The sequence below is a fragment of the Brevundimonas sp. SH203 genome (assembly GCF_002157625.1).
GTDB lineage: Bacteria > Pseudomonadota > Alphaproteobacteria > Caulobacterales > Caulobacteraceae > Brevundimonas.
In genome coordinates this window covers 25,660-44,815 of record NZ_BDMM01000002.1, presented here as the reverse complement: position 1 = coordinate 44,815, position 19,156 = coordinate 25,660, and the positions used below count along the sequence as shown (strand labels likewise).

Annotated in this window: 17 protein-coding genes; 4 read left to right on the top strand and 13 right to left on the bottom strand. The window is 68.8% G+C overall.

Translation table 11 applies throughout. The annotated features are described in order from the left end of the window. Window positions 1–10: 10 nt before the first annotated feature. On the bottom strand, window positions 11–367 hold the full coding sequence (locus SH203_RS04130) for a DUF6481 family protein (protein ID WP_087119615.1): 357 nt from the start codon (window positions 365–367) through the stop codon (window positions 11–13). Window positions 368–568: 201 nt separating this feature from the next. Further along, window positions 569–751: a hypothetical protein gene (locus tag SH203_RS04125; protein WP_087119614.1), complete on the bottom strand. Its 183-nt coding sequence runs from the start codon at window positions 749–751 to the stop codon at window positions 569–571. Window positions 752–1,263: 512 nt separating this feature from the next. Here SH203_RS04125 and SH203_RS04120 point away from each other — a divergent pair. Next, window positions 1,264–2,337, top strand: coding sequence for a cell wall hydrolase (locus SH203_RS04120; protein ID WP_200808806.1), 1,074 nt, complete (start codon window positions 1,264–1,266; stop codon window positions 2,335–2,337). Window positions 2,338–2,359: 22 nt separating this feature from the next. Here SH203_RS04120 and nadC read toward each other — a convergent pair whose 3' ends face one another. From nadC to nadA, 4 genes are read right to left on the bottom strand one after another with little or no spacing between them, the layout of a single operon-like run. Next, the gene (gene nadC, locus SH203_RS04115; protein ID WP_087119612.1) at window positions 2,360–3,217 is read right to left on the bottom strand and encodes a carboxylating nicotinate-nucleotide diphosphorylase; all 858 of its coding nucleotides are present in this window, start codon (window positions 3,215–3,217) and stop codon (window positions 2,360–2,362) included. Next, window positions 3,214–4,734, bottom strand: coding sequence for an L-aspartate oxidase (locus SH203_RS04110; protein WP_087119611.1), 1,521 nt, complete (start codon window positions 4,732–4,734; stop codon window positions 3,214–3,216). Before SH203_RS04110 ends, nadC begins: the two co-directional genes overlap by 4 nt. Continuing rightward, the gene (locus tag SH203_RS04105) at window positions 4,731–5,579 is read right to left on the bottom strand and encodes a metalloprotease (RefSeq protein WP_087119610.1); all 849 of its coding nucleotides are present in this window, start codon (window positions 5,577–5,579) and stop codon (window positions 4,731–4,733) included. Before SH203_RS04105 ends, SH203_RS04110 begins: the two co-directional genes overlap by 4 nt. A gap of 54 nt (window positions 5,580–5,633) precedes the next feature. Continuing rightward, entirely contained in the window at window positions 5,634–6,713 is a 1,080-nt protein-coding gene (gene nadA / locus SH203_RS04100; protein ID WP_087119609.1) for a quinolinate synthase NadA, read from the bottom strand. Window positions 6,714–6,924: 211 nt separating this feature from the next. Between nadA and ilvA the strand changes: the two genes are divergently transcribed. Continuing rightward, on the top strand, window positions 6,925–8,439 hold the full coding sequence (gene ilvA, locus SH203_RS04095) for a threonine ammonia-lyase, biosynthetic (protein WP_087119608.1): 1,515 nt from the start codon (window positions 6,925–6,927) through the stop codon (window positions 8,437–8,439). 52 nt (window positions 8,440–8,491) lie between these two features. On the opposite strand, the gene SH203_RS04090 is transcribed toward ilvA, so the two are convergent. From SH203_RS04090 to SH203_RS04060, 7 genes are all read right to left on the bottom strand, one after another. Then, window positions 8,492–8,890 (bottom strand): host attachment protein, encoded by a 399-nt coding sequence (locus SH203_RS04090; protein ID WP_087119607.1) that lies wholly within the window; start codon window positions 8,888–8,890, stop codon window positions 8,492–8,494. Between the two features lie 94 nt (window positions 8,891–8,984). Then, entirely contained in the window at window positions 8,985–9,524 is a 540-nt protein-coding gene (locus SH203_RS04085; RefSeq protein ID WP_087119606.1) for a methylated-DNA--[protein]-cysteine S-methyltransferase, read from the bottom strand. After that, complete coding sequence (locus tag SH203_RS04080; RefSeq protein WP_087119605.1) at window positions 9,521–10,642, bottom strand: bifunctional transcriptional activator/DNA repair enzyme AdaA; 1,122 nt, start codon at window positions 10,640–10,642, stop codon at window positions 9,521–9,523. Before SH203_RS04080 ends, SH203_RS04085 begins: the two co-directional genes overlap by 4 nt. Before the next feature lie 58 nt (window positions 10,643–10,700). Then, a complete protein-coding gene (locus SH203_RS04075) occupies window positions 10,701–10,910 on the bottom strand; it encodes a helix-turn-helix transcriptional regulator (RefSeq protein WP_087119604.1) in 210 nt (69 codons plus the stop codon). Then, window positions 10,903–11,604, bottom strand: a complete 702-nt coding sequence (locus SH203_RS04070) for a hypothetical protein (protein ID WP_087119603.1) — start codon at window positions 11,602–11,604, stop codon at window positions 10,903–10,905. Before SH203_RS04070 ends, SH203_RS04075 begins: the two co-directional genes overlap by 8 nt. A 54-nt stretch (window positions 11,605–11,658) precedes the next feature. Further along, window positions 11,659–12,789 carry a hypothetical protein gene (locus SH203_RS04065; protein ID WP_087119602.1) on the bottom strand — a complete coding sequence of 377 codons (1,131 nt, stop codon included), beginning with the start codon at window positions 12,787–12,789 and terminating at the stop codon, window positions 11,659–11,661. Beyond that, the gene (locus tag SH203_RS04060) at window positions 12,789–13,202 is read right to left on the bottom strand and encodes a PadR family transcriptional regulator (RefSeq protein ID WP_375600714.1); all 414 of its coding nucleotides are present in this window, start codon (window positions 13,200–13,202) and stop codon (window positions 12,789–12,791) included. Before SH203_RS04060 ends, SH203_RS04065 begins: the two co-directional genes overlap by 1 nt. A gap of 99 nt (window positions 13,203–13,301) precedes the next feature. Here SH203_RS04060 and SH203_RS04055 point away from each other — a divergent pair, with 99 nt between their 5' ends. Together SH203_RS04055 and uvrB are read left to right on the top strand one after the other, a co-directional pair. Continuing rightward, on the top strand, window positions 13,302–16,694 hold the full coding sequence (locus SH203_RS04055; RefSeq protein WP_087119600.1) for a DNA methyltransferase: 3,393 nt from the start codon (window positions 13,302–13,304) through the stop codon (window positions 16,692–16,694). Between the two features lie 75 nt (window positions 16,695–16,769). Continuing rightward, window positions 16,770–19,112, top strand: coding sequence for an excinuclease ABC subunit UvrB (uvrB, locus tag SH203_RS04050; RefSeq protein ID WP_087119599.1), 2,343 nt, complete (start codon window positions 16,770–16,772; stop codon window positions 19,110–19,112). Window positions 19,113–19,156: the final 44 nt, after the last annotated feature.

The window sequence follows — 19,156 nt, the reverse complement described above, 5'->3', positions numbered from 1 at the left end:
CGGCCGAGGCTTAGCGACGCGCCTTACGGGCGGCGTAGCGGGCGTCGCGCTTGGCCTTCTGCTCTTCCTTGGTCAGCTGCTTGCGAGCCTTGCGATCCGCGCGCTTGGAGGCGTCGATCTCTTCCTGAGCGGCCAGTTCGGCCGCGAGGCGGGCGGCTTCCTTCTCGGCCTTTTCACGGCGAAGCTCGGCCTTGGCCAGTTCGTGCTGCTGGCGCTGGGCTTCCTTCTCGGCGGCCCGCTTTTCGGCCAGCTTCTCGAATTCGGGATCGGGCGCGGCGGCCTTGGGCTTGAATTTGGCGAGCAGCGCCTTCTTGGCTTCCTGCTGGGCGGTAATACGGTCGGAGAATCCGGTCTTCAGATCTTTCATGCGAAAGCGTCAGGGTTCCTTGTGAGCGGCCAGGAGCGGCCGTCGGGGGTCAGGCGGCGAAGGAAACGCGCGGCCTGAAGCGGGGCGCACAAAGCCGATATGCGAGCGAAAATCAAGGTTCGCGGCGGTGAAATCGACGGCGGGCCCAATTCGACGGGCCGGGGCGTCCTCGCCGCAACACCCTTGATCGCGAGTGACGCCTCAGCGCGGCTTCTGCGCCTGGCCGACCACCGTGCCGGCCGCGCCGCCCACGGCCGCGCCGACCGGCCCGCCGACGACGGCGCCCGCAACCGCTCCGCTGGCGGCCTTCTGTTCGATCGTGGTTCCGCAGGCGGCCAAGGCCAGGGTTCCCAGGACGGCGGCGGCGGTGATGGCGGTTTTCATGGGCGTCTCTCCAAAAGCCACGCTTGAACGCCAAAGCCCCTGTCACGGTTCCGACGGCGTCGTTCAGTCACGAAACACCCGCACTGTCACATTTCTAAACCGTAGAGACACACAGCCTTAATCATCAACATCAAAAACCATGATCGCGTACAAAGTGAACGCCTATTTCAATACAGTATTCGACCCGCTTATTCGGGCGAAAAGGTCCGGTTTTGGCCACATCGCTGGCGACTGCTGAAAAATACACAGGCGCTTCTGTCGCTTAACAGACAGATTGCGAATCGACCACATTGCGGCCATAAAAGGCTGGCTATAGGCCCGTCCTCGACGCCCGGGCCAGTGAGCCGAGCGCCGGAAATTGCAGGCTGGAAAGCGACCGACAGCGTCGCCTGGCCGGCAGGACTACCCCGGGGGCCGCGTTTCTCGCCCTGCTGAACAGGACTACCTCGTTGTCGCATTCCTCGCAGACGCGCGCCCTTCTGCGCGCCGATCGTGTGGCCAGGATGAAGCCCATGACGGCCGCCGCAGCGATCGGCGGTCTGGTGGGTCTGGCGATCGGATGCGCCTATCTGGGCGGCACGGCTGCGCGCGCGACGACGCTGCGCGCCCAGGCCGAACGGATTCAGGGCGCGACCGCCGCCGGCTTCACCGAAGAAGCCCTGGCCGCCGCCGCCGGCGGTCTGGACGCCAGCGCCCTGACCATCGCGCGTCGGCACGATCCCTACACCAGCGCCGGGTCCGCCCAGCGCGACCGCCAGTCCGAACTACTGGCCGCCCGTCTGGAACAGCTTCGCGTCACCGACGGTTCCAACAATCTTCGTCGCGCCAGCCTGACGGCGCCCGGCCCCGCCCGCCCTTTCCGCATGGAACACGCGCTGGACGCCAGCCGCGATCTGGATTGCCTGACCCAGGCCGTCTATTACGAAGCGCGAGGCGAAGGCGCCGACGGCATGAAGGCCGTGGCCCAGGTGGTGCTGAACCGGGTGCGCCACCCCGCCTTCCCCAAGACCGTCTGCGGCGTGGTGTTCCAGGGCGCCGCGCGCAGCAGCGGGTGCCAGTTCTCCTTCACCTGCTCGGGCGTGATGCGCGGCCGGGTCAACGCCTCGGCCTGGAGCCGCGCGCGTTCGGTGGCGTCCAGCGCCCTGTCGGGGTCGGTCTTCGCCCGCGTCGGCAATGCGACCCATTTCCACACCACCCATGTCGCGCCCGGCTGGCGGTCGTCGCTGGTGCAGGTCAGCCAGGTCGGCAGCCATCTGTTCTATCGCTTCGGCGGGCGTTCGGGCGGCGGCGACGCCTTCACCTATGCGGCCCGTCCGTCGTCCGAGGTCGAGCGTCCCCGTCTGGTCCAGGCCAGCCTGAACCCGGTCGAAACGGCCCGTCAGGCGGGTCACGTCGTGGCCTATTCGATGGTGCTGGCTCAGGAAGGTCTCAGCCTGCCCGCCGCCCATGCGACGACGCCCCAACCGCGTTCGACGCCCGCGCCGACCCCGGCCCAGCCCGCCGCTCAGCCCGTCGCGCGCCCGGCCCGCCCCGCCGAGGTCGCCGCCAAGACCGAGATCGCCCAGACCGCCGCCAGCCCCGCCTGATCGGCGGCGGCTGCGGCCGGGCTCACAGCGCGTCCAGACCGATATCCAGAACCGGCGCCGAATGGGTCAGGGCGCCGACCGAGATGACGTCCACACCCGTCTCGGCGATGGCCCGCACCGTGGTCAGATCGACCCCGCCCGACGCCTCCAGCACGATGCGGCCGGCGACGCGCCCGACGGCCGTGCGAAGATCGGCCAGGCTGAAGTTGTCCAGCATGACCACGTCCGGCGCCGCGCCCTCGTCGATCAGGGCCAGGACGGCGTCCAGCTGATCCAGGCCGTCGACCTCGACCTCGACCTTCATCAGATGCGGCGCAAAGGCCCGCGCGCGCCGCACCGCCTCGGCGACGCCGCCGCAGACGGCGACGTGGTTGTCCTTGATCAGGATGGCGTCATCCAGACCGAAGCGATGGTTCATCCCCCCGCCGCAGGCCACGGCGTGCTTCTCCAGCGCGCGCAGGCCCGGCGTGGTCTTTCGCGTGTCGGCGATCCGCGCGGCCGTGCCTGCGACCGCCTGGACATAGGCCTGGGTCAGGGTGGCCACGCCCGACAGCCGCCCGACCAGGTTCAGCGCCGTGCGTTCGGCCGACAGGAAGGCGCGGGCGTTGGCCTCGACCACCGCGATCACCGCGCCGGGCGACAGGGCGTCGCCGTCGTTCAGGCGTTGATCGATCCGCGCCTGGGGATCGAGGGCCAGCACCGCCAGACGCACCGCATCCACCCCCGCCAGCACGCCGGACTTGCGGCTGGCGAAGGCCGCCGTCATCCGCGCATCCTCGGGGATGCAGGCCATGGCGGTGACGTCCCCCGCCCGGCCCAGATCCTCGGCCAGGGCCAGGCGCACGACGGGTTCGATCAGGATGTCGGGCAATCGTCTCATTCCGCCGCCTCCAGCGCCGCCGGGGTCGTCGGCCGCACGCGCGTATGTTCGGCCCGGACGGCCGTTTCGGGATGGTCGGCGCGGTAGTGGCCGCCCCGGCTCTCGCGCCGGTCCAGCGCCGCCTGGGCGATCAGCCGCGCGGCCAGCAGCGCCGCCGCCGAGCCGTGTCGCGCCTCCAGACCGTCGATCAGGGCGATCAGGGTCGCCAGCCCCTCGGCCGTCCTCATCACGCCCGCATGGGTCGTCATGGCGTCGCGCAATTCCGCCAGGGCGGCGTCCGGCAGGTCCGGCGCGATCTGGACGGGCGCGGGCCGACCGCCGCCCCTCTCGGCCGCCGCCGCTCTCCCTGCGCGACGCCCGAAGGCGGCGGCTTCCAGCAGGGAGTTTGAGGCCAGGCGGTTGGCGCCATGCACCCCGGTCGCGGCGCATTCCCCGACGGCGTAGAGGCCGGGCGCCGTCGTGCGTCCGTCCACGTCGGCGGCGATCCCGCCCATGTGGTAATGGCAGGCGGCCATCACCGGAATGGGGCTGAGGCGCGGGTCCAGACCGGCGCGCATACAGGCGGCGAAGACGGCCGGAAAGGCGTGGGGAAACTCGTCCCCGATGGCGGCGCGCGCATCCAGGTAGGCGCCGCGCCCTTTGATGCGCGCGGCATGAACGGCGCGGGCCACGACGTCGCGCGGCTTCAGATCGGCGTCGTCCGCCGCGCCCAGCAGGAACCGTCCCTCGCCGTCGATCAGCCTCGCCCCCTCGCCGCGCAGGGCTTCGGTGGCCAGCGGCGCCGGGTCCAGCCCCACGTCGATGGCGGTGGGGTGGAACTGCACGAACTCGGGGTCCAGAATGTCCGCCCCCGCCAGGGCGGCCAGGGCCATCCCCTCCCCCTTCAGGGCCGAGGGCGTGGTGGTGGCCGCGAACAGGCCGCCCGCCCCGCCGGTCGCCAGAACCACCGCCGTCGCCGCGATCTCGACCCGGCGACCGTTCGGCCCGCGCGCGATCACCGCCCCGACCACCCGGCCGTCGGCGTCCTGCATCAGGGCCTTCAGCCGCCCGTCGTCCCAGACCGTGATCCGCTTCTCGGCCCGCACCGCGGCCACCACGGCCGACAGGATGGCCCGGCCCGCGCCGTCGCCGCCGACCCGCGCCACGCGGGGGGTGGAATGGGCGGCCTCCAGACTGACGACGAAGCCGCCGTCCGCATCCCGGTCGAACGGCGCGCCCAGGGCGGCCAGCCATTCCACCGTCTGACGCCCCACGCCAGTCAGCGCCCGCGCCGCCGTCGCCTCGACCAGACCGGCGCCCGCCGCCTCGGTGTCGCGGGCATGCAGTTCGGGGGTGTCGATGGGGGTCAGGGCGGCGGCCATGCCGCCCTGCGCCCAGGCCGAGGAACAGGCGTTCAGCAAGGGCTCGGGCGTGACCACCAGAACCTTGGCCCCCGCCCGCGCCGCCTCCAGCGCCGCCGACAGGCCGGCCAGACCCGCGCCGACGATCAACGGCCCGTCATGTCGCATCCGGTTCATCGTCCAACCCCGAGATAGCTCAGTCCCAGCCGCACCGCCCCGGACGGGTCGCCCTCGGTCAGGGGCAAGAGGGCGCCGACCGACGCCGCCGCGCAGACCGCCAGGGTCAGCAGATAAAGGGCCAGGCTCCTGCCCGCCTCGGGCCAGCTCAGCGTGCCCCAAGCCGCGCGCCAGACGCCGCGCTTCATGTGGGCGAAGACCGACAGGGCCAGGAAGACAGCCAGGATGAACCGACCCGTCGACACGCCCCACCAGACCACGGCGACCCCAACCGCCAGCAGCACCGCCTGCTCCAGCCGGGGATGCACCCGCGTCAGCACCGGCCCCAGCGCCTTGGACCCGTCCAGCGGCGGGGCGGGAACCAGGTTCACAAGATTCAGCAGGGCGATGAAGAAGGCGCCGGCCAGCCATTCGGGCTGTCTCAGAACCAGCCCCACGCCCACGAAGGGGATCATGGCCAGAAGGCCGAACGCCGGCCCGGCCAGCGACACCAGAACCCCGTGCCACTCGCTCTTGGGCTCGCGCCGCGCCTTGGCCAGACCGCCCAGGAACGGGATGATGTAGATGCGCGCCGGCCCCATGCCCAGCCGGTTCATGGCCAGGGCGTGGCCGGCCTCATGCACGAACAGGCCGATCAGGACGGCGCCGGCGACGACGGCGCTGCCGCTGATCCACCACAGGAAGCCGCCCATCAGCGCCGTGGAGGCCAGGGCCAGGATCAGGCCCTGATCCTTCTCGGCCGGCCGTTCGGCGACAGGCGAGGCAGCGGGTTCGGGCGTGTGCGGCGCCGCTGGCTGGGCATCCCAGGGGCCGGGCTTGCGGGAGGGGGTGTCGATGTCGCTCATGGCGTCCAGATGGGCGTCGCGCCCGGTCCTGACGACAGGACCGAACGCCGCGCCTCAGATCAGCTCCACATCGACATGGTGGCGCGCCTTGACGATGTCGTAGCGGGCCGGGACGGCGGGCGACGGCAGGTCGATCATCCGCTGCACCGCCAGACGCCCGCGCGCGATCATCTCTTCGGGCACCGTCACCTCGAACTGCAGGTTCACCAGACAGTCGTGGATGTTCTGCAGCGTGATCCGCTTCATGTGCGGGCACAGATTGCAGGGGCCGACGAAGTCGACGCCCGGCACGTCGCCCTTGATGTTGGACGCCATCGAACATTCGGTGATCAGCACCACCCGCCTGGGCCTGCGCTGCTCGACATAGTCGGTCATGGCCGCCGTCGATCCGGCGAAGTCGGACGCCGCCAGGATTTCCTCCGGGCATTCGGGGTGGGCCAGAACCTCGGCGTCGGGCCAGGCGTCGCGCATGTCGGCGATATCCTGGGCGGTGAAGCGTTTGTGGACCTCGCAATGGCCCTTCCAGGCGATGATGCCCACCGTCGTCTGGGCCGCGACGTTGCGGGCCAGGAACTCGTCCGGGATCAGGATGACGCGGTCCACGCCCCATTCCTTGGCCGCCCATTCCACCACCTGCACGGCGTTGGCGCTGGTGCAGCAGATGTCGGTCTCGGCCTTCACCTCGGCCGTCGTGTTGACATAGGTGATGACCGGCAGGCCCGGATAGCGCTGCTTGATCAGCCGCACGTCCGCCCCGGTGATCGACGACGCCAGCGAACAGCCCGCGCGCAGATCGGGGATCAGCACCGTCTTTTCCGGCGACAGGATCTTGGACGTCTCGGCCATGAAGTGGACGCCCGCCTGGACGATGACCCTGGCGTCCGACCGCGCGGCCTCCTTGGCCAGACCCAGGCTGTCGCCGACATAGTCGCCCACGCCGTGGAAGATTTCGGGCGTCATATAGTTGTGGGCCAGGATCACGGCGTCGCGCTCGCGCTTCAGCCGGTTGATCTCGCTGATCAGCCGCGCCTGTTCGGGCCATTCCAGCGGGGTGACATGGTCCTTGACCTTGGCCCACACCCCGGCGGTCTCCCGCTCCAGATCCTTCGTCAGACCGAACACGCCGTCCGCCATGACCGCCTTCTCCCTACCCTTATGCTCAAAGTTAGCATAAGCGGAACCAATGTAGGCCGATGGGGACGCCGTGCAAGAGGAAACAGACGCCGGCGTGAGGTCGCGCGTGTTTCGCAGAGGATCAAGGCGCAAAAACCTTTCCCAAAACCGCGCCCATCGCCTAGACGAAGGCCCGTTTCGTTTCCGACTTCAACGCCTTTTCGATATTTCCATGCAGGACACCATCCGCCGCATCCTCACCGCCCGCGTCTATGACGTGGCGGAGGAGACCCCGCTCGATCCGTTGCGCCGCCTGTCGACGCGGCTGGACCGGCCCGTCCTGTTGAAGCGCGAGGACCTGCAGCCGGTATTCTCGTTCAAGATCCGCGGCGCCTACAACAAGATCGCCGCCCTGTCCGAAAGCGAACTGGCGCGGGGCGTCATCTGCGCCTCGGCCGGCAATCACGCCCAGGGCGTGGCCCTGGCGGCGACGCGTCGCAACACCCCCGCCACCATCGTCATGCCGACCACCACGCCGGGCATCAAGGTCGCCGCCGTGCGGGCGCTGGGCGGCGAGGTCGTGCTGTACGGCGACAGTTTCGACGCCGCCTACGCCCATGCGCGACTGCTGGAGGAACGGACGGGCGCGGTCTTCATCCACCCCTTCGACGATCCCGAAGTCATCGCGGGTCAGGGCACGGTGGGGCTGGAGATCGCGCGCCAGCACGCCGATCCGATCCAGGCCGTCTTCGTGCCCATCGGCGGCGGCGGTCTGGCCGCCGGCGTCGCCGCCATCGTCAAATTCCTGAGGCCCGAAACCCGCGTCATCGGCGTGGAGCCGGTCGACGCCCCGACGATGAAGTCCGCCCTGGACGCCGGTCAGGTCGTGACCCTGAACGAGGTCGGCCTGTTCGCCGACGGCGTGGCCGTGCGCCGGGCGGGCGAGCGCACCTTCGACCTGTGCAGGGATTTGCTGGACGAGATCGTGCTGGTGGACACCGACGCCATCTGCGCGGCGATCAAGGACATCTTCGACGACAGCCGCGCCATCGCCGAACCGTCCGGCGCCGTGGCCCTGGCGGGGCTGAAGGCCTGGGCGGGCGCCAATCCCGGAACCGGGTCGCTGATCGCCATCAACTCGGGCGCCAACGTCAACTTCGACCGACTGCGTCACGTCGCGGAGCGGGCCGAGATCGGCGAGGGCGCCGAGGCGCTGCTGGCCGTGGCGATGAAGGAGGACCGCGACGACTATCGCCGCTTCCTGGACAGTCTGGACGGCCGGGCGGTGACGGAGTTCAACTATCGCTGGTCCGGCGACGGCCAGGCTCAGATCTTCGTCGGGGTGGCGCTGAGGAACGGGCCGCACGAGCGCGACGACCTGATCGCCGCCCTGCGATCCGGCGGCTATGCGGTCGAGGACATGAGCGACAACGAGACGGCCAAGCTGCACGTCCGCTACATGGTCGGCGGACGCACCGTGGGCCTGCCGCACGAACGCATCCTGCGCTTCCAGTTCCCCGAACGGCCCGGCGCCTTCCTGCGCTTCCTGAACAGCCTACAGCCCGCCTGGGCCCTGACCCTGTTCCACTATCGCAACCACGGCGACGACGTGGGCCGGGTGCTGGCCGGGATCAGCGTGCCGCCGCAGGATCAGGATCGGTTCGCCGCCGCCTTGGCGGACCTGGGCTATCCCTATGTCGAGGAGACCGACAATCCCGCCTGCCGCCTGTTCCTGGACGGCGCCTGACGACAAAAAGGGGGCGTTTACGGCGCCCCCTTTTCCTTACATCACCAGCGCCTCAAGCCTTGGCGATGGCCGCCGCGATCTGGTCGCTGGAATGGCCGGTCAGGTCCTTGGCGATCTCGCCGACCAGCTTGCTTTGCAGGTCCTTGCGCCAGTGCTTGCGCAACTCGCCCAGGGTCTTGGGCGCGGCGATCACCAGCAGTTCGTCGATCTTGTTGGTGACGGACCATTTGTTCAGCACCTCGGCAACGCCCATGGCGAACCCGTCCTCGGCCTGGGTGTCGTTATCGGGATTGGCCTCGTTGGAGCGGCGTCCGGCCGAACCGGACACACGGTCGGCGATGGGGGGATTCTCCAGCGGAATCAGGGTGATGTCGGAACCGTTCGTGTTCCTGAACAGGACCAGCTTCTCGCCGTCCACCACGGCCACCAGCGCGCCATTGGAAAGTTTCATCGTCGGTTCTCCAGTCTCGTTCGGGCTGAAGATAACGAACCCGGCCCCGCGCCGTTGCCTGACGCCGACGTCGTGCGACAAACGGCCTGACGGGTCAAAGCAGTCGCCCGCCCGCCTCATGGGCCAGCAGCCAGCGTTTGCGCTCCAAGCCGCCGGCGTAGCCGGTCAGGGTTCCGTTGGCGCCGATCACCCGGTGGCAGGGCACGATGACGCCGACGGGGTTGGCGCCGTTGGCGAGGCCGACCGCCCGCACAGCCTTTGGCGCGCCGATGGCGGCGGCCAGCTGGCCATAGGTGCGGGTCTCGCCGGCGGGAATGTCGCGAAGGGCCCGCCACACCGCGCGCTGAAACACGGTGCCGCCGGTGCGGACCTCCAGCCCGTCGAAGGCGGTCAGGTCGCCGCCGAACCAGGCCGTCACGGCGTCGCGCACCGGCTGCGGCGCCCGGCCTTCGCCCAGCGCGACCGGGCCATAGTGTCGGTGCAGCAACCGGCGCAGGCGCGGCTCGTAGTCGTGGAAGTCCAGCGCGCGAACCGCGCCGTCGGCGTCGGTCACGACCAGGACCTCGCCCACCGGCGAAGCGATCCGGTCCAGGGTCAGCGTCAAGGCAGGGGCCGTCTCGGCTTGTTCGGTCATGTCGCCAGTCCTTCGCTCAGGGTCCAATAGAGGGCGCCGTAGGCCCGCCACGGCCGCCAGTGTTCCGCGCGCGCCAGAAGGGCGGCGTCGGTCGTCGTCAACCGGTCGCTGGGGGCGTCTTCGCCCATGTCGATCCAGTCGCCGGCGGGCCTCAGCCCCGGCCGCGCCTCCAAGGCCGTCTTGAGGCGAGGATCGGCCGACAGGTCGCGCGCAATGGCCTCGGGATCGGCGGCGAGGTCGAACACCCGCCGCACGCGGGCCAGCACGCCCGGCAGGGCCTTCAGGTCGCCGATCCGCACATGGAGTTCCGCCCTGCCCTCGCCGGCCGGGCGCACCGTGACCGACCCGTCCGCGCCATCCGTCGCCGCGCGCAGCCGTCGCGTCCAGGCGCCGTCCGCCACCGCTTCGTCCGTCGCGCCGCGCGTCGCCAGCGCGTGCATCATCGCGAGCCAGTCGTAGGGCGGACGATAGCTCAGGCCGATCCTGATCGTCCCGCCGGGTTCGCCCCCGGCCGGGCCGTCGCCCTTGCGGCGCCGCAGGTCCGAGGGCGCCCGTCCATACAGGGCCTGAAACGTCTCGTTGAAGCGGCGCACGCTGCCGAAGCCCGCCGCCAAGGCCACGTCGGACATGGGCAGATCGGTCTCGTGGATCAGCTGTTTGGCCAGAAGCACGCGCCGGGTCTGTGCCACGCTGACCGGGGCGGCGCCCAGGTGCTGGCGAAATAGGCGTCGCAGCTGGCGTTCGCCCAGGCCAAGGCGCGCGGCCAGCGCCTCCGTATCGCCCGTGTCCAGCGCGCCCGCTTCGATCAGGGCCAGCGCCCGGCTGACCGTATTGGCGGTTCCACGCCAGGCGCCGCCGCGCGGGGTCTCGCCCCGCCAGCCGGCGAAGTCGGGCGCCGTCTCGGGCCGGCAGCGCAGACAGGCCCGAAGACCCGCCGCCTCGGCCGCCGCCGCCGTGCGGTGAAACTCCACGTTTTCCCGATTGGGCGTGCGCGCCGGGCAGACCGGACGGCAGTAGATGCCGGTCGAGACGACGCCGGTGAAGAACCGCCCGTCGAAACGGGCGTCCCGCGCCACCACCGCCCGCCAACAGGCGTCCTGATCCAGAGCCGTATCCATGAAGGCAGGATGCCCGCCCGGCCCCGCCCTGTCTCGCGGTTTTCGGACATGGATCGGATCAGTCGTTCAGGAAGAACAGCGCCTCCACCGTCGTCTCCAGCGCCCGCGCCAGCTCCAGAGCCAACAGGGTGGAGGGAATGAAGACGCCGTTCTCGACCGTATTGATGGTCTTGCGCGACACCCCCGTCTTGTCGGCCAACGCCTGTTGCGTCAGGCCGGCGGCGGTGCGGACGTCCTTCAACCGCGACCCCAGGCGCGGATCACCCATCGCGGCCGGCCTCGCGGTCCAGCCAGGCGAAGCGCAAGCCCGCCGAGGCGCCGCCCAGCGCCAGCACATAGGGCAACGCCATCACCCCATAGTCGGCCCGCCACAATCCCAGGCCCAGCGCCACGGTGATCCCGCCCATCAGCACGACGAAGGCCAGGATCATCGACCTGGACCGCATGAGTTCGGTCAGCTCGTCGTCCATCAGGCGCCGGTTCTGTCGCGTGCGCATGTCCCAGCCCATGACGATCAGCGGGATCACCCAACCGTACAGGACCGGCAGCAGAATCTGCACATAGGCCCCCGGATTGTGGTCGCCGCCCAGAACCCGCTGCATGGCGGTCTGGGCCTGGATCATGAACAGCAGCATCACGACCGGAAAGATCACCAGCTGCCGCGTCCGCGCGCTCTGCAACTGTGCCCGCTGGGCGCCTTCGCCGCTCGACGCCGGATCGATGGGACGGCCCGGCCGGCCCCAGAAGGCCATGATCGCGCCCAGGATGACGAAGCCGAAGCCCATGCCCGCGAACACGCCAGCGATCGTCGCCCGGTCGCCCTCGACGCCGTTGAGGACGGCGTAGGCCGTGCCGCCGGCCAGTCCGATCAGGCCGAGGCCGGTCATGGCGATGCCGGTGAGCCAGCACCGGCGTCGCTGCGCCCTGACCTGCCGAACGCCCTTGCTTTCGTCGATGGACATCGAAACCTCCTCAAGTCACCTTGAGGTTACATATCACCTATAGGTTACACGCCGTCAAGCGGCCTTCGTCTCCCTGCCGACGATCAGACGCGCCGCCGCCCGGACGATACGCGCGACCTCGACCGCGAAAGCCCAGACCACGACCACCATCAATATGGTCGCCAGGCCGCCGACGTGATCCTCGCGCTCGAACAGCAGCCGCACCCTGTCGTAGAATTCCGTCGCCGTGCCGACCCAGATCACCGGGGACAGGGTCGACCAGAACCAGATCCACAGCACGCCCCAGGCGGCGGCCATGCCGAACAGGATGTCGCCCGCCGCCGTCAGACGCACGTTCCCGCCCGAGATCGCGCGCAGCAGGTCGAAACCGATCCGGCACACGGCGAACAGAACGACGGGCCAGTAGGCGGCGGCGAACATCTCACCCAGAATCCGGCCATAGTTCACGCCGTCCACGACGCCGGCCCATTCCTCGGGCTGGATCGGCCGGATCTGAAGCAGACCCGTCCACCACAGCAGCAGCACCGACCAGCCGATGGCGCTGGCCACGGCACGGGCGACGGGGGACATCTGGGCGCCCTTGCGGACCTCGCCGCCCGATTTCGACGGACGCTCGCGCCCCCGGCTGAACCATTCCCCCCTGGCGATCCGTTCGCGGGTCCAACCTTCCGGGTCAAAGTCGGCGCCCAGTTCGAACACGCCCAGATCCTTGACCCGCCAGTTGGCGATGAAGTCGGGCTTCCTGTCCTGCCGCTCCAGAATGAAACCGGCGAGCGTCAAAAGGCCGATCACGGTGACGGCGCCGCTGAACAGGCTGGCGAAGGCCTGGCCGACGGCCTGCCCCACATAGACGTCGCCGACCAGAACCCGCACCGCCAGCCCGACCAGGGTGACGGCGGCCATGACCGTCAGACCGACCTTGGCCCCAAACAGCCACCACGGATAGAGCGTCGGCCCGATCAGCGCCTGCGGCCCCGGACGATAGCGGGCCGCCACGCTCAGCGGATGCCCCACCTCGCGTAGCAGGGCCTCGACCTCGTCGTCGGTCGGCGCGCGACCCAGCCGGGCCTCCAGCGCCTCCAGCCGGCCCATGATCTCGTCGCGCAACTCCGCCACGATGTCCTCGCGAACGGCCTTGGGCAGTTGCGCCGCCACGGCGTTCAGATAGCGTTCCACCAGGTCCATCACGCTCCCTCCTTCAAATCCGTCTTCGACAGCATTGTCTCCAGCGAGGCCGACAGGCCGCGCCATTCCGCCGCCAGCCGCGCCAGCATCACCTCGCCCCTCGGCGACAGGCGATAGAAGCGCTTCTTGCGCCGTTCCTCCTCGCGCCATTCGCTGTCCAGCAGGCCCTGGCTCTCCAGCCGACGCAGCAGGGGATAGAGGGTGCTTTCCTCCATCTCGACCCCCGCCTCGCCCAGGGCGACCCGCAGCGAATAGCCGTACTGCTCGCGCTTCAGACTGGCCAACACGGCCAGGATCAACGACCCTCGCCGCAACTCCAGCCGCAGGCTCTCGAACAGCAGCGCCTCTTCGGTCTCGCTCAACGCCAAAACTCCGTGCGCCGCATAGTGTGTGATACACAGTGTATGCGACATACTGTACGAGGGTGTCAAGGGTGACGACGCCCTGCCCGAACGATTTGCAAATACAATTTATACGTGTGTTATTGCGCCTTCATACGCGGTGGGGGCTGCATGGACATCGAGAGCTTCATTGCGTTCTGGGCGGACACCGAAGGCGGCGCCGAACGCGCCAATATGGCGCCCTATATTCTGGGACTGCTGCGGGCGCTGGGCCTGCCGCCGCCCGATCCGGCCGGCGCGACCACGCTGCACAACGACTATGTGTTCGAGCGCGCCGTGCGTCCTTGCTTCCATACGGGCCAGCCCAAACGCATCGATCTCTACAAACGGGGCTGCTTCGTGATGGAGGCGAAACAGTCGCGCCTGTCCGGCACATCGAAGCTGTTGCCGTTCGGGGACGCGCCCGCTCCGGCGCCGTCGTCGCACGGCCCCGGCTGGGACACCCTGATCCGCAATGCGCGCGCCCAGGCCTTCGCCTATGTCTCCATGCTGCCGGCCGATCACGTCGCCCCGCCGTTCGTCATCATCTGCGACGTGGCGCATTCTTTCGAGGTCTGGGCGGATTTTTCGGGCACGGGTCGAGGCTACGCCCCCTTTCCCGACCGCGTGGGCCATCGGTTCAGCCACGCCGATCTGGCCCGGCCGGAAATCCAGGACAGGCTGCGCGCGATCTGGACGGACCCGCACAGCCTGGACCCCGCGCGGATCGCGGCCGTCGTCACCCGAGAGATCGCCGACGAACTGAGCGTCATCTCGCGGCGACTGGAGCAGCAGGGCGTCTCGGCCCAAGACGCGGCGCATTTCCTGATGCGCTGCATCTTCACCATCTTCATCGCCGACGTCGATCTGATCCCCAAGCCGAGGCTGGTCGAGATGCTGGAGGACTGCGTCCGCTTTCCCGCACGTTTCGCCCCGATGATGGAGGATATGTGGACCCGCTTCGATCAGCCGGATCGATCCAGAAGGTTCCATTCGGGCTTCGGCGACTATCTGCCCCACATCAACGGCAAGCTGTTCGCGGAGGCGTGCGCCTTTCCCCTCGGCGCGCCCGAGATCCGTCGTCTGATCCTGGCCGCCTCCAAGAACTGGAAGGATGTGGAGCCGGCCATCTTCGGCAGTCTGCTGGAACACGCGCTGGAACCGACCGAACGCCGCCGGCTGGGCGCCCATTACACGCCGCGCCGCTTCGTCGAACATATGGTCGAACTGACGGTGATGGAGGTGCTGCGCGCCGACTGGTCGCAGGTTCAGCAGAGCGTCGAAATGGCCTGCGACGAGGGCGATGCGCGCGGCGCCGTGCGGCTGGTCAAGACCTTCCACGAAACCCTGTGCAGGACGCGCGTGCTGGACCCGGCCTGCGGCACGGGCAACTTTCTCTATGTCGCGCTGGAACAGATGAAGAAGCTGGAGGGCGAGGTCCTGCAGACGCTGCTGGACCTGGGCCAGTCGGACACGCTGGGCCTGGACACTGTGGACCCGCGTCAGTTCCTGGGCCTGGAGCTGAATCCGCGTGCGGCCGCCATCGCCGACGTCGTCCTGTGGATCGGCTTCCTGCAACAGCACTACCGCAACCGCACGGGCCATCCGTCCGAACCCATATTGAGGGCGCACGGCAACATCCGATGCACCGACGCCGCCCTGGACTGGGACGGCGCCCCGGCGGTGACGACCGGCGACCGCGACGGCGCGCCGGTTCAACTGCGGCCCAATCCGCGACCGGCGACGTGGCCGGAGGCGGAATTCATCGTCGGCAACCCGCCCTTCATCGGCGGCAAGGACCTGCGTTCCCGACTGGACCCCGGCTATGCCGAGGCCTTGTGGGCGGCGCATCCGCGCATGAACGAAAGCGCCGATCTGGTCATGTACTGGTGGGATCAGGCCGCCGACATCCTGACGCGGCCGGGGGCGACGCTGCGTCGCTTCGGCTTCGTCACGACCAATTCGATCACCCAGGTGTTCCAGCGCCGCACCGTCGAGCGCTGGCTCGACGGCCCTCGCACGCTCAGCCTGGTCCACGCCGCGCCGGACCACCCCTGGACCAAGGCCAGCCGCGACAGCGCCGCCGTCCGCATCGCCATGACCGTCGCCCAGGCCGGCCGCCACGACGGGACGGTGTTGACGCGGGTTTCGGAGGCCGCGCTGGATACGGACGAGCCCGTCATCGAACTGATCGCCAGCACCGGCCGCATCAATGCGGACCTGACCATCGGCGTCGACGTCACCAAGGCCCTGGCGCTGAAGGCGTCGGCGGGCCTTTGCTCGCCGGGGGTCAAGCTGCACGGTTCCGGCTTCATCGTCGGCCATGACCAGGCGCGTCTGCTGGGCCTGGGAAGACGGCCCGGGCTTGAGCGTCACATCCGCCCCTATCGCAACGGGCGCGACCTGACCGGGCGATCACGCGACGCCTGGGTGCTGGATTTCTTCGGCCTGTCGGCGGACGACCTGCGCCTGCGTTTTCCCGAGGCCTATCAGCATGTGGTCGAACAGGTGAAGGAACTGCGCGACGACAAGGGCGTCCTTATCGGTCGCGACGCAAACCGCCGCGCCTGCTACCGCGACAACTGGTGGACCTTTGGAGAGCCGAGGTCCGATTTCAGACCCGCGATCGAAGGTCTTCGACGTTACATCGCCACGGTCGAAACGGCCAAGCATCGGGTCTTCCAATTCCTCGACGCCGAGATCCTGCCTGACAACAAGCTGATCGCCTTCGCCCTCGACGACGCCGCCGATCTGGCCATACTCAGTTCTCGAACACATGCAGCCTGGTATCTGGCCAATGCAGGCAAGCTTGGCGTCTATGATCGTGACGCCGTCTATGTGAAGTCCCGCTGCTTCGATCCTTTCCCCTTCCCGCCCCGCGACGAGGCCATGCGCCAGCGTCTGCGCGAGGCGGGCGAGGCCCTGGACGCCCACCGCCGCGCCGTCCTGTCCGACCATCCCGACCTGACCCTGACCGGCCTCTACAACTGCCTGGAGCAGGTTCGATCCGGCGCCCCGCTCGACGCCAGGAGCGAAGAGGTGAAACAGCGCGGCCTGATCCTGATCCTGCGCGACCTGCATGACGCCGTGGATCGACTGACCCTCGACGCCTACGGCTGGCCAGAGACGCTGACCGAGACGCAGATCGTCGCCCATCTGGTCGCCCTGAACCACGAACGCGCAGCCGAGGAACGGAATGGCCGTGTCCGCTGGCTGCGCCCCGATCACCAGCAGCCGCGCAGCGGACTGGCCGCCGCCCAGACCCGCTCGCTGTCGCTGGTTCCGCTCGCCGCCGAGACGAAACGCGCCCGTCCGTCCTTCCCGAGGGACCGCTACGAACAGCCGCTGGCGATCCAGGCCGCCCTGCAGACGCTCGGCCCCGTCGCCCCGCCCGAACTCGCCCTGCGGTTCAGCGGCGGCGCCCGGCTGGAGCCGCGCATCACGCGCGTTCTGGCGACGCTGCATCGTTACGGCCATGTGGAGCGTCTGCCCGACGGACGCTGGATCACATCGCGCGCCGCCTGACGGAGGCCCTGACCGCAACCGTCTTCGGCGCGGCGCGCTATGGCGTCGTCCCGTCCCGCGCACTAAGTTCTGTTCATGAACCGTTCTTCGACGCCGAAGCCCGCCGCCGCCAAGTCGGCCAAGCCCGTCCACGTGCCCAATCCGGGCGTTCAGGAGGCGTCGGCCGCCTTCATCCGGGATACGGGCAAGATGCCGATGTTCGCCCCAGTCGCCGGCCCGCGCCTGACGCCGGAGGAGCCGGTCGCCGCCCCGGCCGACTGGACGCCGCACCGCCCCTCGCGCGAAGGGACGAAGAAGGGCGGCCGGTTCCGCCTTGAAACCAAATACACCCCCGCCGGCGACCAGCCCGCCGCCATCGCCGAACTGGTCGCTCAGGCCCAGGCGGGCGACCGGGATCAGGTGCTGCTGGGCGTCACCGGCTCGGGCAAGACCTTCACCATGGCCAAGGTCATCGAACAGACCCAGCGCCCGGCCCTGATCCTTGCCCCGAACAAGACCCTGGCGGCCCAGCTCTACTCCGAGTTCAAGGCCTTCTTCCCCGACAACGCAGTCGAATACTTCGTCAGCTACTACGACTACTACCAGCCCGAAGCTTACGTCCCTCGGACCGACACCTACATCGAGAAGGATTCGTCGATCAATGAGCAGATCGACCGGATGCGGCACTCTGCGACGCGGGCTATACTAGAACGCGACGATGTCATTGTCGTGGCGTCGGTCAGCTGCATCTACGGCATCGGGTCGGTGGAGACCTATACCGCCATGACCTTCACGCTGAAGGTCGGGGACCAGATCGACGAGGCGAAGCTGCGGGCCGATCTGATCGCCCTGCAGTACAAGCGCAACGACGTGCATTTCGACCGGGGGATGTTCAGGAAGCGCGGAGACGTGATCGAAATCTTCCCGGTCCACCTGGAGGACCGGGCCTGGCGCATCAGCCTGTTCGGGGACGAGCTGGAGGCGATCCAGGAGTTCGACCCCCTGACCGGCAAGAAGACCGCCGACCTGACCGAGATCACCGTCTATGCCGCCAGCCACTATGTCACCCCGCGCCCGACGCTGAACCAGGCCACCACCGGCATCAAGGCCGAGTTGAAGGAGACGCTGGACTGGATGGTCGAGAACGGCAAGCTGCTGGAGGCCCAGCGGCTTGAGCAACGCACCCGCTTCGATCTGGAGATGATGGAGGCCACCGGCAGCTGCGCCGGGATCGAAAACTATTCCCGCTGGCTGACCGGCCGCGCGCCGGGCGAGCCGCCGCCGACCTTCTTCGAATACATCCCCGACAACGCCCTGCTGTTCGTGGACGAGAGCCACGTCACCATCGGCCAGATCAACGGCATGTTCCGGGGCGACTACCGCCGCAAGTCGACGCTGGCGGAATACGGCTTCCGCCTGCCCTCCTGCATCGACAACCGCCCGCTGAAGTTCGAGGAATGGGAGGCCATGCGCCCCCAGACGGTGCACGTGTCAGCCACCCCCGGCCCGTGGGAAATGGAACAGGCGGGCGGCGTCTTCGTGGAGCAGGTGATCCGCCCCACCGGCCTGATCGACCCGCCGGTCGAGATCCGCCCCGTGTCGGGCAAGACCCGCAACCAGGTCGACGACGTCATCGACGAGGTCAAGGCGACGACGGCCAAGGGCTATCGCAGCCTGGTCACCACCCTGACCAAGAAGATGGCCGAGGACCTGACCGAATATATGCATGAGCAGGGCATCCGCGTCCGCTACATGCACTCCGACGTCGATACGCTGGAGCGGATCGAGATCCTGCGCGACCTGCGGCTGGGGACCTTCGACTGTCTGATCGGCATCAACCTGCTGCGCGAGGGTCTGGACATCCCCGAATGCGGCCTGGTCGCCATCCTGGATGCGGACAAGGAGGGCTTCCTGCGCTCGGAGACCTCATTGATCCAGACCATCGGCCGCGCCGCGCGCAATGTGGACGGCCGCGTCATCCTGTACGCCGACCGCATGACCGGCAGTATGGAGCGCGCCATCGCCGAGACGGACCGCCGCCGCGAACGGCAGATGGCCTACAACGCCGAACACGGCATCACGCCCGAAACGGTCAAGCGCGACATCAAGGAGATCATGGACAGCCCCTATGAGTCGCGCGAGATGGATCGCCTGACCAAACCGGGCGTGGCCGAAGCCTCCAAACCCTTCGTCGGATCCAACTTCCAGGCCGCCCTGCGCGACCTGGAAGGCCGCATGCGCGAGGCCGCCTCCAATCTGGAGTTCGAGGAAGCCGGCCGCCTGCGCGACGAGATCAAGCGCATGAAGCTGATGGACCTGGAGTTCGCCAACGAAGCCCTGACCGGCGCCGGCGAAGCCGTCGACAAGTCGGCGCCGAAACGCTGGCGCGCAGAAGCGGCGGCCGAGGCACAGGAGAGGTTCAGGAAAGGGCGGCTGTAGGGAAGAGGCTAACGCGAAATAAAGCTGTGCCTTTCACAGCGTTC

Excerpts from the sequence above, each read along its gene's own strand:
- SH203_RS04110 (WP_087119611.1), bottom strand. The coding sequence starts at position 4,734 with ATGAACCGGATGCGACATGACGGGCCGTTGATCGTCGGCGCGGGTCTG.
- SH203_RS04060 (WP_375600714.1), bottom strand. The coding sequence starts at position 13,202 with ATGTCGCATACACTGTGTATCACACACTATGCGGCGCACGGAGTTTTG.
- SH203_RS04120 (WP_200808806.1), top strand. The coding sequence starts at position 1,264 with ATGACGGCCGCCGCAGCGATCGGCGGTCTGGTGGGTCTGGCGATCGGA.
- SH203_RS04105 (WP_087119610.1), bottom strand. The coding sequence starts at position 5,579 with ATGAGCGACATCGACACCCCCTCCCGCAAGCCCGGCCCCTGGGATGCC.
- SH203_RS04090 (WP_087119607.1), bottom strand. The coding sequence starts at position 8,890 with ATGAAACTTTCCAATGGCGCGCTGGTGGCCGTGGTGGACGGCGAGAAG.
- SH203_RS04065 (WP_087119602.1), bottom strand. The coding sequence starts at position 12,789 with ATGGACCTGGTGGAACGCTATCTGAACGCCGTGGCGGCGCAACTGCCC.
- SH203_RS04070 (WP_087119603.1), bottom strand. The coding sequence starts at position 11,604 with ATGTCCATCGACGAAAGCAAGGGCGTTCGGCAGGTCAGGGCGCAGCGA.
- uvrB (WP_087119599.1), top strand. The coding sequence starts at position 16,770 with ATGAACCGTTCTTCGACGCCGAAGCCCGCCGCCGCCAAGTCGGCCAAG.
- nadA (WP_087119609.1), bottom strand. The coding sequence starts at position 6,713 with ATGGCGGACGGCGTGTTCGGTCTGACGAAGGATCTGGAGCGGGAGACC.
- SH203_RS04055 (WP_087119600.1), top strand. The coding sequence starts at position 13,302 with ATGGACATCGAGAGCTTCATTGCGTTCTGGGCGGACACCGAAGGCGGC.
- SH203_RS04080 (WP_087119605.1), bottom strand. The coding sequence starts at position 10,642 with ATGGATACGGCTCTGGATCAGGACGCCTGTTGGCGGGCGGTGGTGGCG.
- SH203_RS04085 (WP_087119606.1), bottom strand. The coding sequence starts at position 9,524 with ATGACCGAACAAGCCGAGACGGCCCCTGCCTTGACGCTGACCCTGGAC.
- nadC (WP_087119612.1), bottom strand. The coding sequence starts at position 3,217 with ATGAGACGATTGCCCGACATCCTGATCGAACCCGTCGTGCGCCTGGCC.
- SH203_RS04125 (WP_087119614.1), bottom strand. The coding sequence starts at position 751 with ATGAAAACCGCCATCACCGCCGCCGCCGTCCTGGGAACCCTGGCCTTG.
- ilvA (WP_087119608.1), top strand. The coding sequence starts at position 6,925 with ATGCAGGACACCATCCGCCGCATCCTCACCGCCCGCGTCTATGACGTG.
- SH203_RS04075 (WP_087119604.1), bottom strand. The coding sequence starts at position 10,910 with ATGGGTGATCCGCGCCTGGGGTCGCGGTTGAAGGACGTCCGCACCGCC.
- SH203_RS04130 (WP_087119615.1), bottom strand. The coding sequence starts at position 367 with ATGAAAGATCTGAAGACCGGATTCTCCGACCGTATTACCGCCCAGCAG.